The sequence below is a fragment of the Escherichia sp. MOD1-EC6300 genome (genome assembly GCF_002965045.1).
Classification (GTDB): domain Bacteria; phylum Pseudomonadota; class Gammaproteobacteria; order Enterobacterales; family Enterobacteriaceae; genus Escherichia; species Escherichia coli_F.
Genome location: NZ_PTRH01000001.1, coordinates 1 through 17,080, shown reverse-complemented (window position 1 = coordinate 17,080; position 17,080 = coordinate 1). Strand labels below are relative to the sequence as shown.

Annotated in this window: 10 protein-coding genes; 9 read left to right on the top strand and 1 reads right to left on the bottom strand. The window is 48.8% G+C overall.

The features are described from left to right. Positions 1-137 precede the first annotated feature (137 nt). The 3 genes from ptrA to recD are packed head-to-tail and all read left to right on the top strand — an operon-like array spanning position 138 to position 8,387. Complete coding sequence (gene ptrA, locus BGE37_RS00060; protein ID WP_105287649.1) at positions 138-3,026, top strand: pitrilysin; 2,889 nt, start codon at positions 138-140, stop codon at positions 3,024-3,026. After that, complete coding sequence (gene recB, locus BGE37_RS00055) at positions 3,019-6,561, top strand: exodeoxyribonuclease V subunit beta (protein WP_105287648.1); 3,543 nt, start codon at positions 3,019-3,021, stop codon at positions 6,559-6,561. The genes ptrA and recB overlap by 8 nt, the downstream gene beginning before the upstream one ends. Then, complete coding sequence (gene recD, locus BGE37_RS00050; protein ID WP_032185028.1) at positions 6,561-8,387, top strand: exodeoxyribonuclease V subunit alpha; 1,827 nt, start codon at positions 6,561-6,563, stop codon at positions 8,385-8,387. The genes recB and recD overlap by 1 nt, the downstream gene beginning before the upstream one ends. Positions 8,388-8,624: 237 nt before the next feature. Here recD and argA read toward each other — a convergent pair whose 3' ends face one another. Continuing rightward, entirely contained in the window at positions 8,625-9,956 is a 1,332-nt protein-coding gene (gene argA, locus BGE37_RS00045) for an amino-acid N-acetyltransferase (protein WP_105287647.1), read from the bottom strand. A gap of 230 nt (positions 9,957-10,186) precedes the next feature. Here argA and amiC point away from each other — a divergent pair, with 230 nt between their 5' ends. The 6 genes from amiC (at position 10,187) to BGE37_RS00010 (ending at position 16,926) form a co-directional block, all read left to right on the top strand. Continuing rightward, positions 10,187-11,440, top strand: coding sequence for an N-acetylmuramoyl-L-alanine amidase AmiC (gene amiC, locus BGE37_RS00035; protein WP_000016907.1), 1,254 nt, complete (start codon positions 10,187-10,189; stop codon positions 11,438-11,440). Between the two features lie 257 nt (positions 11,441-11,697). After that, the gene (locus tag BGE37_RS00030) at positions 11,698-12,522 is read left to right on the top strand and encodes a PRD domain-containing protein (RefSeq protein ID WP_001318021.1); all 825 of its coding nucleotides are present in this window, start codon (positions 11,698-11,700) and stop codon (positions 12,520-12,522) included. Positions 12,523-12,553: 31 nt separating this feature from the next. Next, a complete protein-coding gene (locus tag BGE37_RS00025) occupies positions 12,554-14,134 on the top strand; it encodes a PTS transporter subunit EIIC (RefSeq protein WP_000810571.1) in 1,581 nt (526 codons plus the stop codon). Continuing rightward, positions 14,134-15,309: a MalY/PatB family protein gene (locus BGE37_RS00020; RefSeq protein WP_105287646.1), complete on the top strand. Its 1,176-nt coding sequence runs from the start codon at positions 14,134-14,136 to the stop codon at positions 15,307-15,309. The genes BGE37_RS00025 and BGE37_RS00020 overlap by 1 nt, the downstream gene beginning before the upstream one ends. Before the next feature lie 2 nt (positions 15,310-15,311). Beyond that, positions 15,312-15,908: a KpsF/GutQ family sugar-phosphate isomerase gene (locus BGE37_RS00015; protein WP_001089172.1), complete on the top strand. Its 597-nt coding sequence runs from the start codon at positions 15,312-15,314 to the stop codon at positions 15,906-15,908. 70 nt (positions 15,909-15,978) lie between these two features. Continuing rightward, positions 15,979-16,926 (top strand): phosphoglycerate dehydrogenase, encoded by a 948-nt coding sequence (locus BGE37_RS00010; protein ID WP_001318019.1) that lies wholly within the window; start codon positions 15,979-15,981, stop codon positions 16,924-16,926. The last annotated feature ends 154 nt before the right edge of the window (positions 16,927-17,080 follow it).

Sequence of the window (17,080 nt, the reverse complement as noted above, 5' to 3'; positions counted from 1 at the left end):
ATGATGCGCACCAGTCACGGACTGATGGTTATATAGACATAGGCTGACTCGTGCAGCACAAGATTAAATTCTGCCGGATAATTTTCGTTAACGTATTGAATCTGGTTAGAAAATAAAGTTGATAATGAGGTCCGTGAATGCCCCGCAGCACCTGGTTCAAAGCATTATTGTTGTTTGTTGCCCTTTGGGCACCCTTAAGTCAGGCAGAAACGGGATGGCAGCCGATTCAGGAAACCATCCGTAAAAGTGATAAAGATAACCGCCAGTATCAGGCTATACGTCTGGATAACGGTATGGTGGTTTTGCTGGTTTCTGACCCGCAGGCGGTTAAATCGCTCTCGGCGCTGGTGGTGCCCGTTGGGTCGCTGGAAGATCCCGAGGCGTACCAGGGGCTGGCACATTACCTTGAACATATGAGTCTGATGGGTTCGAAAAAGTACCCGCAGGCTGACAGTCTGGCTGAATACCTCAAAATGCACGGCGGCAGCCACAATGCCAGCACGGCACCGTATCGCACGGCTTTCTATCTGGAAGTTGAGAACGACGCCTTACCCGGTGCGGTAGACCGCCTGGCCGATGCTATTGCTGAACCCTTGCTCGACAAGAAATACGCCGAACGTGAGCGTAATGCGGTGAACGCTGAATTAACCATGGCGCGTACGCGTGATGGGATGCGCATGGCACAGGTCAGCGCAGAAACCATTAACCCGGCACACCCAGGTTCAAAGTTTTCTGGTGGTAACCTCGAAACTTTAAGCGATAAACCCGGCAATCCGGTACAGCAGGCGCTGAAAGATTTCCACGAGAAATATTACTCTGCCAATCTGATGAAGGCGGTTATATACAGCAATAAACCGTTGTCGGAGTTGGCAAAAATGGCGGCGGACACTTTTGGTCGCGTGCCGAACAAAGAGAGCAAAAAACCGGAAATCACCGTGCCGGTAGTCACCGACGCGCAAAAGGGCATTATCATTCATTACGTCCCGGCGCTGCCGCGTAAAGTTCTGCGCGTTGAGTTTCGCATCGATAACAATTCAGCGAAGTTCCGTAGTAAAACGGATGAATTGATTACCTATCTGATTGGTAATCGCAGCCCAGGTACACTTTCTGACTGGCTGCAAAAGCAGGGATTAGTTGAGGGCATTAGCGCCAATTCCGATCCTATCGTCAACGGCAACAGCGGCGTATTAGCGATCTCTGCGTCTTTAACCGATAAAGGTCTGGCGAATCGCGATCAGGTTGTGGCGGCCATTTTTAGCTACCTCAATCTGTTACGCGAAAAAGGGATTGATAAACAATACTTCGATGAACTGGCGAATGTGCTGGATATCGACTTTCGTTATCCGTCAATCACCCGTGATATGGATTACGTCGAATGGCTGGCAGATACCATGATTCGCGTTCCTGTTGAGCATACGCTGGATGCAGTCAATATTGCCGATCGGTACGATGCTAAAGCAGTAAAAGAACGCCTGGCGATGATGACGCCGCAGAATGCGCGTATCTGGTATATCAGCCCGAAAGAGCCGCACAACAAAACGGCTTACTTTGTCGATGCGCCGTATCAGGTAGATAAAATCAGCCCACAAACTTTCGCTGACTGGCAGAAAAAAGCCGCCAATATTGCGCTCTCCTTACCGGAGCTTAACCCTTATATTCCTGACGATTTCTCGCTGATTAAGTCAGAGAAGAAATACGACCATCCAGAGTTGATTGTGGATGAGGCGAATCTGCGTGTGGTGTATGCGCCGAGCCGTTATTTTGCCAGCGAGCCTAAAGCCGATGTCAGCCTGATTTTGCGTAACCCGAAAGCCATGGACAGCGCCCGCAATCAGGTGATGTTTGCGCTCAATGATTATCTTGCCGGACTGGCGCTTGATCAGTTAAGCAACCAGGCGTCGGTTGGTGGCATAAGTTTTTCCACCAATGCTAACAACGGCCTTATGGTTAATGCCAATGGTTACACCCAGCGCCTGCCGCAGCTGTTCCAGGCTCTGCTGGAGGGCTACTTTAGCTATACCGCTACGGAAGATCAGCTTGAGCAGGCGAAGTCCTGGTATAACCAGATGATGGATTCCGCAGAAAAGGGCAAAGCGTTCGAGCAGGCGATTATGCCCGCGCAGATGCTCTCGCAAGTGCCGTACTTCTCGCGAGATGAACGGCGCAAAATTTTGCCTTCAATCACTTTGAAAGAGGTGCTGGCCTATCGCGACGCCTTAAAATCAGGGGCTCGACCAGAGTTTATGGTTATTGGCAACATGACCGAAGCCCAGGCAACAACGCTGGCACGCGATGTGCAAAAACAGTTGGGCGCTGATGGTTCGGAGTGGTGTCGTAACAAAGATGTCGTGGTCGATAAAAAACAATCCGTCATCTTTGAAAAAGCCGGTAACAGCACCGACTCCGCACTGGCAGCGGTATTTGTACCGACTGGCTACGATGAATACACCAGCTCAGCCTATAGCTCTCTGCTGGGGCAGATCGTACAGCCGTGGTTCTACAATCAGTTGCGTACCGAAGAACAGTTGGGCTATGCCGTGTTTGCGTTTCCAATGAGCGTGGGACGTCAGTGGGGCATGGGCTTCCTGTTGCAAAGCAATGATAAACAGCCTTCATTCTTGTGGGAGCGTTACAAGGCGTTTTTCCCAACCGCAGAGGCAAAATTGCGGACGATGAAGCCAGAAGAGTTTGCGCAAATCCAGCAGGCGGTAATAACCCAGATGCTGCAGGCACCGCAAACGCTCGGCGAAGAAGCATCGAAGTTAAGTAAAGATTTCGATCGCGGCAATATGCGCTTCGATTCGCGTGATAAAATCGTGGCCCAGATAAAACTGCTGACGCCGCAAAAACTTGCTGATTTCTTCCATCAGGCGGTGGTCGAGCCGCAAGGCATGGCTATTCTGTCGCAGATTTCCGGCAGCCAGAACGGGAAAGCCGAATATGTGCATCCTGAAGGTTGGAAAGTGTGGGAGAACGTCAGCGCGTTGCAGCAAACAATGCCCCTGATGAGTGAAAAGAATGAGTGATGTCGCCGAGACACTAGATCCTTTGCGCTTGCCCTTACAGGGCGAGCGCCTGATTGAAGCCTCTGCCGGCACAGGCAAAACCTTTACGATTGCGGCGCTCTATTTGCGCCTGTTACTTGGACTAGGCGGTTCTGCCGCCTTTCCCCGCCCGCTAACCGTTGAAGAACTGCTGGTGGTGACCTTTACCGAGGCTGCCACGGCAGAATTGCGCGGTCGTATCCGTAGCAATATCCACGAGTTGCGCATCGCCTGTCTGCGTGAAACCACCGACAATCCACTGTACGAACGCCTGCTGGAAGAGATCGACGATAAAGCGCAAGCCGCGCAGTGGTTGTTGTTAGCCGAACGGCAGATGGATGAAGCGGCAGTCTTTACTATTCACGGTTTTTGCCAGCGCATGCTCAACTTGAATGCCTTTGAATCCGGCATGCTGTTTGAGCAGCAGCTGATTGAAGATGAGTCTCTGCTACGCTACCAGGCCTGCGCCGATTTCTGGCGTCGCCACTGCTACCCGCTGCCGCGTGAAATTGCCCAGGTGGTCTTTGAAACCTGGAAAGGGCCGCAGGCGTTGCTGCGCGATATTAATCGTTATCTGCAAGGCGAAGCACCGGTTATCAAAGCACCGCCGCCCGATGATGAAACGCTGGCTTCCCGCCACGCGCAAATTGTGGCGCGTATTGATACGGTAAAACAGCAGTGGCGCGACGCAGTGGGTGAACTGGATGCGCTGATCGAATCTTCTGGTATTGATCGACGCAAGTTTAACCGTAGCAATCAGACTAAATGGATCGAGAAGATCAGTGCCTGGGCAGAAGAAGAGACCAACAGTTATCAGTTACCGGAGTCGCTGGAAAAATTCTCTCAGCGTTTCTTAGAAGATCGCACGAAAGCCGGGGGGGAAACCCCGCGACATCCACTGTTTGAGGCGATCGATCAACTGCTTGCAGAACCATTGTCGATCCGTGATCTGGTGATCACCCGCGCATTGGCTGAGATCCGCGAAACAGTAGCGCGTGAAAAACGCCGCCGTGGCGAATTGGGTTTTGATGACATGTTAAGTCGGCTCGATTCCGCGCTGCGTAGCGAAAGCGGCGAGGTGTTGGCAGCGGCGATCCGTACGCGATTCCCGGTGGCAATGATTGATGAATTTCAGGATACCGACCCCCAGCAGTACCGAATTTTTCGACGTATCTGGCACCATCAGCCGGAAACCGCTTTGTTGCTGATTGGCGACCCGAAACAGGCCATATATGCATTCCGGGGTGCGGATATCTTCACTTATATGAAGGCGCGTAGCGAAGTTCACGCCCACTACACCTTAGATACCAACTGGCGCTCCTCACCAGGGATGGTGAACAGCGTGAATAAGCTTTTCAGTCAGACTGATGACGCGTTCATGTTTCGCGAAATACCGTTTATTCCAGTGAAATCAGCCGGGAAAAATCAGGCGTTACGTTTTGTGTTTAAAGGTGAAACGCAGCCTGCGATGAAAATGTGGCTGATGGAAGGCGAAAGCTGCGGCGTTGGCGACTATCAAAGTACCATGGCGCAGGTATGTGCTGCGCAAATCCGCGACTGGCTACAAGCCGGACAGCGGGGCGAAGCGTTGCTGATGAACGGCGACGACGCGCGTCCGGTGCGTGCTTCGGACATCAGTGTGCTGGTGCGCAGCCGCCAGGAGGCCGCTCAGGTGCGCGATGCCTTAACGCTGCTGGAAATCCCTTCCGTTTACCTTTCGAACCGCGACAGTGTTTTTGAAACTCTGGAAGCGCAGGAGATGCTTTGGCTGTTGCAGGCGGTGATGACACCAGAACGTGAGAACACCCTGCGCAGTGCGCTGGCAACGTCAATGATGGGGCTGAATGCGCTGGATATTGAAACGCTGAATAATGACGAACATGCGTGGGATGCGGTAGTCGAAGAGTTCGATGGTTATCGGCAAATCTGGCGCAAACGTGGCGTTATGCCGATGCTGCGGGCGCTGATGTCGGCGCGTAACATTGCAGAAAACTTGCTGGCAACAGCAGGCGGTGAGCGGCGTCTTACCGATATCTTGCATATCAGCGAATTGCTACAAGAAGCCGGAACGCAGCTGGAAAGTGAACATGCGCTGGTACGCTGGTTATCGCAACATATCCTCGAGCCAGACAGTAATGCCTCCAGCCAACAAATGCGTCTCGAAAGTGATAAACATCTGGTGCAGATTGTCACGATCCACAAATCGAAAGGGCTGGAATATCCATTGGTCTGGCTGCCGTTTATCACCAATTTCCGCGTCCAGGATCAGGCGTTTTATCACGATCGCCACTCGTTTGAGGCTGTTCTGGATCTTAATGCTGCGCCAGAAAGCGTCGACCTCGCGGAGGCCGAACGTCTGGCGGAAGATCTGCGTTTGCTTTACGTTGCGCTGACGCGTTCGGTTTGGCATTGCAGTCTCGGCGTTGCACCGCTGGTGCGCCGTCGTGGCGATAAAAAAGGTGACACCGACGTCCACCAAAGTGCGCTCGGGCGTTTGCTGCAAAAAGGGGAACCGCAAGATGCGGCAGGGCTTCGCACCTGTATTGAAGCGTTATGCGATGATGATATTGCCTGGCAAACGGCACAAACTGGTGATAACCAGCCCTGGCAGGTTAATGATGCTTTAACTGCAGAACTGAATGCGAGGACGCTACAACGATTGCCCGGCGATAACTGGCGTGTCACCAGCTACTCCGGTTTGCAGCAGCGTGGTCACGGTATCGCTCAGGATCTGATGCCACGGCTGGATGTTGATGCCGCAGGCGTGGTCAGCGTCGTTGAAGAACCGACGTTAACACCGCATCAGTTCCCGCGTGGTGCGTCACCAGGGACATTCTTGCACAGTTTGTTTGAAGACCTCGATTTTACCCAGCCGGTTGACCCGAACTGGGTACAGGAAAAACTGGAACTCGGCGGCTTTGAATCGCAGTGGGAACCAGTGTTGACCGAGTGGATCACGGCTGTCCTCCAGGCACCTCTCAATGAAACGGGTGTTAGCCTGAATCAGCTTTCCGACCGCGATAAACAGGTGGAGATGGAGTTTTACCTGCCGATTAGTGAACCGCTCATCGCCAGCCAGCTTGATGCACTAATTCGCCAGTTTGATCCGCTATCCGCTGGCTGCCCGCCGCTGGAGTTCATGCAGGTACGCGGCATGTTAAAAGGCTTTATCGACCTGGTATTCCGCCACGAAGGGCGTTATTACCTGCTCGACTATAAATCCAACTGGCTGGGTGAAGACAGTTCGGCTTATACCCAACAGGCTATGGCAGCGGCGATGCAGGCACACCGCTATGATCTGCAATATCAGCTTTATACCCTGGCGCTGCATCGTTATCTGCGCCATCGCATTGCTGATTACGACTATGATCGTCACTTTGGCGGCGTTATCTATCTTTTCCTGCGTGGCGTTGATAAAGAACATCCGCAACAAGGGATTTACACAACCCGACCCAACGCCGGGTTGATTGACCTGATGGATGAGATGTTTGCCGGTATGACCCTGGAGGAGGCGTAATGAAATTGCAAAAGCAATTACTGGAAGCTGTGGAGCACAAACAGCTACGCCCGCTGGATGTGCAATTTGCCCTGACCGTGGCGGGAGATGAACATCCTGCCGTCACCCTCGCGGCAGCCCTGTTAAGCCACGACGCCGGGGAAGGGCATGTCTGTTTGCCGCTCTCACGACTTGAGAACAACGAAGCCTCGCATCCACTGTTGGCGACCTGTGTCAATGAAATCGGTGAGCTACAAAACTGGGAAGAGTGCTTGCTGGCTTCACAAGCGGTCAGCCGGGGAGATGAACCAACGCCGATGATCCTCTGTGGCGATCGCCTTTATCTCAATCGCATGTGGTGTAACGAGCGCACAGTGGCACGCTTTTTCAACGAAGTGAATCATGCCATTGAGGTTGATGAAGCTCTACTGGCGCAAACCCTGGACAAACTTTTTCCAGTAAGCGATGAAATTAACTGGCAAAAAGTGGCGGCGGCAGTGGCGCTGACGCGGCGGATCTCGGTGATTTCCGGCGGCCCTGGCACCGGTAAAACGACCACCGTAGCGAAGTTGCTGGCAGCGTTAATTCAAATGGCAGACGGCGAACGCTGCCGTATCCGTCTGGCTGCACCAACGGGTAAAGCTGCCGCGCGCTTAACCGAATCTCTCGGCAAGGCTTTGCGCCAGTTACCGCTGACCGATGAACAAAAGAAACGCATTCCGGAAGATGCCAGCACTTTGCACCGATTGCTGGGTGCGCAGCCGGGTAGCCAGCGTTTACGTCATCATGCCGGTAACCCGCTGCATCTTGATGTGCTGGTGGTAGATGAAGCGTCAATGATCGATCTGCCTATGATGTCGAGACTGATCGACGCCTTGCCCGATCATGCGCGAGTGATCTTTCTCGGCGATCGTGATCAACTGGCCTCGGTTGAGGCTGGGGCTGTGCTGGGCGATATCTGCGCTTATGCCAACGCGGGCTTTACCGCCGAGCGTGCCGGGCAGTTGAGCCGCCTGACGGGAACTCACGTTCCGTCAGGAACTGGCACAGAAGCGGCATCTTTGCGCGACAGTCTCTGCCTGCTGCAAAAAAGCTATCGTTTCGGCAGCGATTCTGGCATTGGTCAGTTAGCTGCGGCGATCAACCGTGGTGATAAAACGGCAGTGAAAACCGTTTTTCAGCAGGATTTTACTGATATCGAAAAACGGCTTTTACAGAGCGGCGAAGACTATATTGCGATGCTTGAGGAGGCTCTTGCGGGTTACGGGCGTTATCTGGATCTGCTGCAAGCGCGTGCCGAGCCGGATTTAATCATTCAGGCGTTCAATGAATACCAGCTTTTGTGCGCCCTGCGGGAAGGGCCGTTTGGCGTGGCTGGATTGAATGAGCGAATTGAGCAGTTTATGCAACAGAAGCGCAAAATTCATCGTCATCCGCACTCACGCTGGTACGAAGGCCGGCCGGTAATGATTGCCCGCAATGACAGCGCGCTTGGGTTGTTTAATGGTGATATCGGCATTGCGCTGGATCGTGGGCAGGGGACGCGCGTCTGGTTTGCGATGCCGGATGGCAATATTAAGTCTGTGCAACCGAGCCGCCTGCCAGAACACGAAACCACGTGGGCGATGACGGTACATAAATCGCAGGGATCGGAGTTTGACCATGCTGCGTTGATTTTACCGAGCCAACGCACGCCAGTTGTAACGCGAGAGCTGGTTTACACTGCGGTGACCCGCGCGCGTCGCCGTCTGTCGTTGTATGCCGATGAGCGCATATTAAGTGCGGCAATCGCCACTCGTACTGAGCGGCGCAGTGGTCTGGCGGCGTTGTTTAGTTCGCGGGAATAAACGTGATTGCCTGATGCGACGCATGCGCGTCCTGTCATGCCTCCGGGCATTGCGCATATGCGCATCTGGCGATTTCCGTCGCTTACCCTAAATCCGCCATCAACACCTTTGATTTGATGTAGGTCGGATAAGGCGTTCACGCCGCATCCGACGATGAGCGTCAATACCTGATGCGATGCTAGCGTGTTTATCATGCCTCCAGGCATTGCGCATGTCGCATCTGGCGATTTCCACCACTTACCCCAAATCCGCCATCAACACTTTGGATTTACGCTGGTAGTTGTACAACTGCTTTTTGCTCTCGGGCAGTAAATCAATATCCACCGGGGTAAATCCACGTTCCTGGAACCAGTGAATACTGCGCGTGGTCAGTACAAACAATTTGCTTAATCCGCTTTGCTTCGCCTGAGCGGCAATGCGCTCCAGCAAAACCTCGCCCCTTGATGAGCTGCGGTAATCCGGGTGAACGGCCACACAGGCCATTTCCCCAATCTTCTCTTCCGGGAACGGATAGAGTGCTGCGCAGGCAATAGTCGTGTTATCGCGCTGAATAATAGTGAATTTGTCGATTTCCATCTCCAGTTGCTCGCGAGAACGGCGTACCAGAATACCTTGCTGCTCCAGTGGGCGAATCAACTCCAGAATGCCGCCAATATCGTTGATGGTTGCGCGACGAATTTGCTCGGCGCTTTCCATCACAATCTGCGTACCGATACCGTCACGTGAGAACAACTCTTGCAACAGCGCGCCATCTTCCTGGTAACTAATTAAATGACAGCGACGTACGCCGCTGCGGCAGGCTTTCACCGCACCACGCAAAAAGCGCACCGTACCGGAGTTGTAATCGCCTTTCTCTTCCTGAGCTTCTACCCGCGCTTGTGCTTCGTTAGGGAAAAGCTCGGAGACAATATCGCCGTCGTCATTAGTGACGCCCTGTGAAGAGCAAAAACCAATCATCTTTTCAGCTTTCAGTTTGATGGCCAGTTGAGTGGCGATCTCTTCCGAGGTCAGATTAAAGCTCTCGCCAGTGACTGAAACCGCGACCGGCCCCAGCAGCACTATCGCACCGCTGTCCAGTTGACGATGAATCGCATCTTCGTCAATCCGCCGGATACGCCCGCTATGGCAGTAATCCACACCGTCATCCACGCCCAGCGGCTGGGCAATAATAAAATTGCCACTGACGACGTTGATATGCGCGCCCTGCAGCGGCGTGTTATTGAGACTCATCGACAGGCGAGCAGTAATGTCCAGTTGCAATGTTCCCGCAGCCTGCTTCACCAGTTCTAGTGTTTTGGCGTCGGTCACGCGTATATTTTTGTGATATAGCGGTTCGTGGTGATGCGCTGCCAGATTCGCATCGATCTGCGGGCGCGCTCCATAGACCACGACCAGACGGATGCCGAGGCTGTGCAGCAACCCGATATCATTAACGATACTGGAGAAATTCTCATGCTCAATGGCTTCACCGCCGAGCATGATGACAAACGTTTTTCCCCGGTGGGTATTGATATAAGGAACCGAATGGCGGAATCCCTCGACCAACTCGGTTTTACGTTCCTTCATCACGGCACACCTCTTTGCATGATTATTCGTAATTATTGTATTTTTATTCTGTTTTTTCACTGGGTGCAAGTGCAAATTTTACGCATGAGCAACTTTTTTATCAGTAATGCCGTGAATATAAAAAGAATGTTTACCGTTTATTAGATGACAGATTATGCGTCTTTCGCTAAAGTTTCCGGTCAAATTAGTCGTTTATTTGTTACACAGCTTAGATTTTTTTGCTCGGGAGATGCATGTCGGGATCCAACACAGCAATCAGCCGTCGTCGTTTACTGCAAGGCGCGGGTGCCATGTGGCTATTGAGCGTAAGTCAGGTCAGTCTGGCTGCGGTCAGCCAGGTCGTGGCGGTGCGCGTCTGGCCTGCGTCCAGCTACACCCGTGTGACGGTAGAATCTAATCGTCAGCTGAAATATAAGCAGTTCGCGTTGAGTAACCCTGAACGCGTGGTGGTGGATATCGAAGATGTAAACCTGAACTCAGTGCTCAAGGGGATGGCGGCACAAATTCGTGCTGATGACCCGTTCATCAAGTCGGCGCGCGTCGGGCAGTTTGACCCGCAAACCGTGCGGATGGTTTTTGAGTTAAAGCAAAACGTAAAACCGCAGCTGTTTGCCCTTGCTCCGGTCGCCGGGTTTAAAGAGCGTCTGGTGATGGATCTCTATCCTGCCAATGCTCAGGACATGCAGGACCCGCTGCTGGCGCTGCTGGAGGATTACAATAAAGGCGATCTCGAAAAGCAGGTGCCGCCTGCGCAGAGTGGCCCGCAGCCAGGCAAAGCAGGGCGCGATCGTCCGATTGTCATTATGCTTGACCCTGGCCATGGCGGCGAAGACTCCGGTGCGGTGGGGAAATACAAAACGCGTGAAAAAGACGTGGTATTGCAAATTGCCCGCCGTTTGCGCTCTCTGATTGAGAAAGAGGGCAATATGAAAGTTTACATGACCCGTAATGAAGACATCTTCATTCCGTTGCAAGTGCGCGTAGCAAAAGCACAGAAACAGCGTGCTGACTTGTTTGTCTCTATTCATGCCGATGCCTTTACCAGTCGCCAGCCGAGCGGTTCATCTGTGTTTGCGCTCTCTACCAAAGGTGCAACCAGTACCGCGGCAAAATATCTGGCGCAAACTCAGAACGCCTCGGACTTGATTGGTGGCGTGAGTAAGAGCGGCGACCGTTATGTCGACCATACTATGTTCGATATGGTGCAGTCGCTGACCATTGCCGACAGTCTGAAGTTTGGTAAAGCTGTGTTGAATAAGCTCGGTAAAATCAACAAGCTGCATAAAAATCAGGTTGAACAAGCCGGGTTTGCCGTGCTGAAAGCGCCTGATATACCCTCCATTTTGGTCGAAACGGCGTTTATCAGTAACGTTGAGGAAGAACGTAAACTGAAAACGGCAACCTTCCAGCAGGAAGTTGCGGAATCAATCCTCGCAGGAATAAAAGCGTATTTTGCCGATGGGGCGACGCTGGCGAGAAGGGGATAATGTTTTTATTTATTCAATGAATTTATATTTCGTTGAATAGATAATATTTACCTGAATATTAGACGTTGGTTTTGTGACTGATGTCGAATATTTGAATGTCGGCTTGAAAAATAAGCCGACCATCTCTTTAATTAAGCACAATTCCGTGTAATGTATATGCATTAGTTAATCATCTTGTAACTGTTAAATCAGGCAAGGCAATGTTTGAAGTAATTATTACTTCTGACGTGCCTTGCCTTTTTTTTTGGAGCTATGGAATGATCATCGAAAAAGTCATGAACAATAATTGTGTACAGGCATCGATGAATGGACAGGAGGTTATCATTTCTGGGCCTGGCGTCGGTTACAACAAAAAATATGGAATGTCGGTCCCTGAGCATCCGGCTAACCGGATTTTTTATGTCAGAAATGAACAAAAAAATAAACTCTACAAATTGATTGAACATGTGGATATTGAGTATGTTTTTGTTGCCGAAAAAATAGTGCAATATGCAGAGAACAATCTCGAAAAAAATCTCAATCCATCGCTACTATTGATTCTTGCTGATCACATTTCGAATGCAATATCCCGAGTCGCTTCAGGCATACAAATTAATAATGTTTTCCTTGATGAAATCAAAGCGTTGTACAAAGCAGAGTATGCGATAAGTCGCGATGCATTAACTATCATTAATGAGCAATTTAGCGTTCAACTTCCTGATGATGAGATTGGTTTTATAGCATTGCATATTTTAAATAATTATGAAAATTCAGTTGATTATGAATCAGTACGGATTATTGAGTTGTCGCAAATAATCACGGGGCTTATTGAAGTTGTTTATAACAGAAAGGTGGACAGAAGTTCATTTAATTATTCCAGGTTCATGATACACCTTAAATATTTTTCAAGTCGCGTATTATGCAATGAAAAAATAAAACAGAAAGATATTGGTGATCTCTATGAACAGTTTCTTGAGAAAGACATTCTGTTACAGCGCGCAATTCATGAAATTGAAAGGTATTTGTACGCCACTTTTAAATATGAATTGATTTTGGAAGAAAAACTATATCTCTCTATTCGCACCAAAGTATTAATGGACTAATTATATATAACATTTATATGAGATAACCCGCATGAAACAAAAGAAAGCCTGGAGTTTTTTTCAGAGCCTGGGAAAGGCATTTATGTATCCCATCGCTCTGCTAAGTGTATGTGGCATGATGTTAGGGCTAGGAAGTGGTTTAGCCAGCGATGATATGGCAAAATTAATTCCACTACTGGCTATTCCCGTAATTAAAACCATTCTTGATTTTATTGTTAGCCTTGGTTTGTTTGCCTTTGTCAATTTACCTGTATTGTTTGCGATAGCTATACCTCTGGGGTTATTAAAAGAGAAAGAGGATAAAGCCTATGGCGCTTTTTCTGGCTTAATTGGTTTCATGGCGATGCATCTGGGAACGAACTTTTATCTTAAACAACATGACTTATTGGTCGCTGCTGATCAAATGTCGACACATGGGCAAACCATTATTCTGGGAATCCAGTCCTACAATACCAGTGTGTTGGGTGGGATTATAGCAGGATTATTAGTCGCCAGTATGTATAAAAAGATCGTTAACTTACGTATTCCTGAATCATTAGGATTTTATAGTGGCCCACGCCTGGTGCCTATTATTACACTGATTGTGATGAGTGGATTTGGTCTGATCATCCCTTTTATCTGGCCGCCATTTTTCAATCTTTTCATGCTCATTGGCCACTGGATTTCAACTTCCGGTCCTGTTGGCTATTTTTTCTATGCAGTCGCCGAACGCGTGACGATACCTTTTGGTTTAAATCACCTGGTGACGTCAGTTTTCCGCTTTACCCCCATCGGCGGATCGGCAGTGATCGGCGGCGAAGAGTATTATGGCACCCTGAACATGTTTATGGCGTACGTCAAAGAGAATGCGGTCATTCCGCTGGATTTGGCGGGGAAAATGGAACAGGGCAAACTGATGATTCAGTATGGTCTGGCTGGTGCCGCGCTGGCGATGTATCGCACTGCTCATGCTCAAAACAGAAAAGCTATCAAAGCATTGCTTATTTCCGGGGTGCTTACAGTCATTATTGGCGGCGTCAGCGAACCGATTGAGTTTCTGTTCTTATTTGTCAGTCCACTGCTGTTTGTCTTCCATGCCTTTATGAATGGATTCGCCAACATGGTCTTGCCATATATGGGCGTGAAGATGGGATTTACTGGCGATCTGATTCAATTTATTAGCTTTGGCGTATTGCGTGGCACAAGAACAGGTTGGCCAATAGCGGTGTGTGTCGAAGTGGCCTATTTCTTTATTTATTACTTTGTGTTCCGTTGGACTATTCTCAAATTTAACCTGATGACGGTAGGCCGTGAAGAGTCCAGTCCTGTCACGCTGAACGCTCATGAGGATACGGCTATAGCGGATATCCCAACGCTTGATAAATCAGAGCTGCAAGCAGCGGAGCAGATGGTTAAGGCACTTGGTGGTAAAGAGAATATTAAATCCCTGGATAATTGCGTAACTCGTTTACGTTTAACAATCGCAGATATGGGATTGATTGACGAGGCAGCAATAAAAAGAGCTGGCGGAATTGCGGTTGTTAAACTTGATCAAAATACCCTACAAGTCATTATCGGTACTAAAGTCATCGCCTTGCGTCGGGATATGGATAACTACATGGGGATATGCTGATGGATGTTTTTAATACTCCTATTTCCCGCAAAGGAACATATTGTACCCAATGGGACTTTTGCGAGGACAGATTTGGTGTAAAAGATGTATTACCATTCTCTATTTCAGATATGGATCTTCCGATACCGGAAGCTATCATCAGGGCATTAAAAAAACGTCTGGAACACCCGATTTTAGGGTACAGCCGTTGGCAGCATGATGACTATCTGAATGCGATAGTCAATTGGTATCATCAACAATATAAAACTGAAATCAAACCAGAATGGATCACCTATAGCCCAAGCGTGATGTACTCCATTGCTAAAGCAATAGAGTTATTGACATCGCATGGTGATAATATTCTCGTTTTTACACCTGTCTATAATGCATTTTTTGATATAATTAAACATAGCGAGAGAAATATTCTGACAGCCTCTTTGATTATAAAAAATGAGGGGGGCTACGCTATCAATTGGCAAGATTTTGATCTTAAGATTCAAAGCGCAAAGATGGTGTTATTATGTAATCCTCATAACCCGACAGGAACCGTCTGGTCGGAAGAAGATCTGCATAAAATCGCTGCAAGCTGTGCAAGACATAATGTCTGGTTATGTTCAGATGAAATTCACAGTGATTTTGTTTTTAATCGTAGCTTTACATCTGCGCTTAAAATAAAAAAAGAAAAAGTAGTGGTGTTTAATTCGATATCGAAGACATTTAATGTTCCTGCGCTAACAGGATCGTATATGATTTCAACTGACGATAATTTTAATCATGAGTTCAGAACGATATCAAGATATCGCGATTTTGTAAACTCCCCATCCGTACTGAATATAATTGCAACTATTATTGCCTATAACGAATGTGAGGGATGGTTAACGTCATTAAAGGCACATATTGCCTCTAACATTCAATTCACCCAGCAGTATCTGAACGAAAATACTCCAGAATTGATCGTAAGGCCTGCTGATGGTTGCTATTTTTCGTGGATAGATTGCTCTGCTATTGGTTATCCCTTTGATGAATTCTACAGTCGATTAATTCATGAAGGCAAAGTGGGCATTATGGCGGGGAATGTCTATGGAACGGAGGGGGAGGGCTACCTTCGTCTGAACCTGGCCTGCGGTCGAGAAAAATTATATATGGGGCTTACGCGTCTTGCGAGTGTAATTAAAAATATTAATCAAGGAAAATAAAAATGAACAGCACGGATCTTATCCATCTCATTAAACATTTTATGCGTAACGAACATAAAGCAGTTGAAGAAGTTATTGATTCCCCCCTTTCGGAGGTCGCAAATTTAATTAAAGTATTACAGTCTTGTCAGGGGAAAGTTGTTTTTATTGGTGTCGGTAAGTCCGGTATTATTGCCCGAAAACTCGCCGCAACATTTGCCAGCACTGGAACTCCCTCGTTTTTTGTTCACGGTACTGAAGCCGTACACGGCGATCTTGGGATGGTGGCGAAAGATGATGTTGTTATTCTTATTTCAAACAGTGGTGAGACGACAGAAATCCTGGCAACACTACCTAGTCTGAAAAAAATGGGTAATTATTTGATCTCCTTTACCCGCAGTCATCGCTCATCGCTTGCGATAAGTTGTGATTTATCCGTTGAAATTCCCGTAAAAAGTGAGGCGGATAATTTAGGTTTAGCGCCGTCATGCTCATCAACAGTCGTTCTGGTTGTTGGTGATGCGGTGGCGCTTGCGCTCTCCGAATTGAAAAAGTTTACTCGTGCTGATTTCGGCTTATATCATCCAGGAGGTGCGCTCGGTATTAAAGCAAACTCATAATTTTAGAATATAAAACAGTAACCGGTCACGCCATCTTTTGGGGTGGCGTTCATTGATGTGAGTGTCAGCTATGAAAAACGTTCTGGTCACCGTTCCCAGCTTTTCAGCGCGTTGTGTTTCTGCCAGCAAGCTGCTAAGAGAAAATCATTTTAACCTTATTATCAAGAATAATGTGGAGCATCTGGTTAAATCAGAATCCACAGTATTACGAGAATCTATTTGCGCAGTCATTGCCGGAAAAGATTGTTATCAAGCGGATACGTTATCGCGACTACCAGGAGTGAAAATAATATCGAGATTCGGGACAGGGATTGATAATATTGATCTTCATACGGCTCGACAATCAGGTATTGTGGTCAATAATGCTGTTGGGATTAATTCAAATGCAGTCGCGGAATTTATCATTGGTCTTATTTTTGCGAGCATGAGAAATATCCCCGGTAGCTATCATGCGATGCAAAATGGTTATTGGGGCGAGTCGCATGGCTGCGAGTTACAAGGTAAACGTATTGGCCTGCTTGGCTACGGCAATATTGGCAAAACACTGGCGAAAAGGTTATCTGGTTTTGATGTTGAGCTTTTAGCTTTTGACAAACAACCCGATTTCCAGGCCGCAGGCAAAGATGGAGTTCAGTTCGTATCAATTGAAGATATCTTTATGCAGTCTCATGTCATCATCGTTCTTTTGCCATTTTCTCCGGAGCTGGAGAACTTCATTAGTCATAAATATTTGTCGATGATGCGCAATGGTGCTCTTATCATCAACGCCGCAAGGGGAAAGTTGCTGGATGAGGGTGCTTTACTTCAGGTAATTGAAGAACGAAATGTTTTTGCAGCGCTGGATGTGTTTAGCTCTGAACCGCTAGCGCAATTTAGCCCATTGCTACATGCCAGGAATATCATTACAACGCCGCATATTGCGGCCGCCACCGTTGAGTCATACCAGCAAACCGGGATATACGTTGCCAGGTCGATAATAGATTTCTTTGCAGGAAGGGAGATAAAAAACGTGCTGTGAGTTCAGCTAAGGAAGATTTCAGGTACAAAAAAACCGCAATTTGTGAAACACATTGCGGTTTATCAGCATCATAAGTGTTGGTTGCGGGGGCCGGATTTGAACCGACGACCTTCGGGTTATGAGCCCGACGAGCTACCAGGCTGCTCCACCCCGC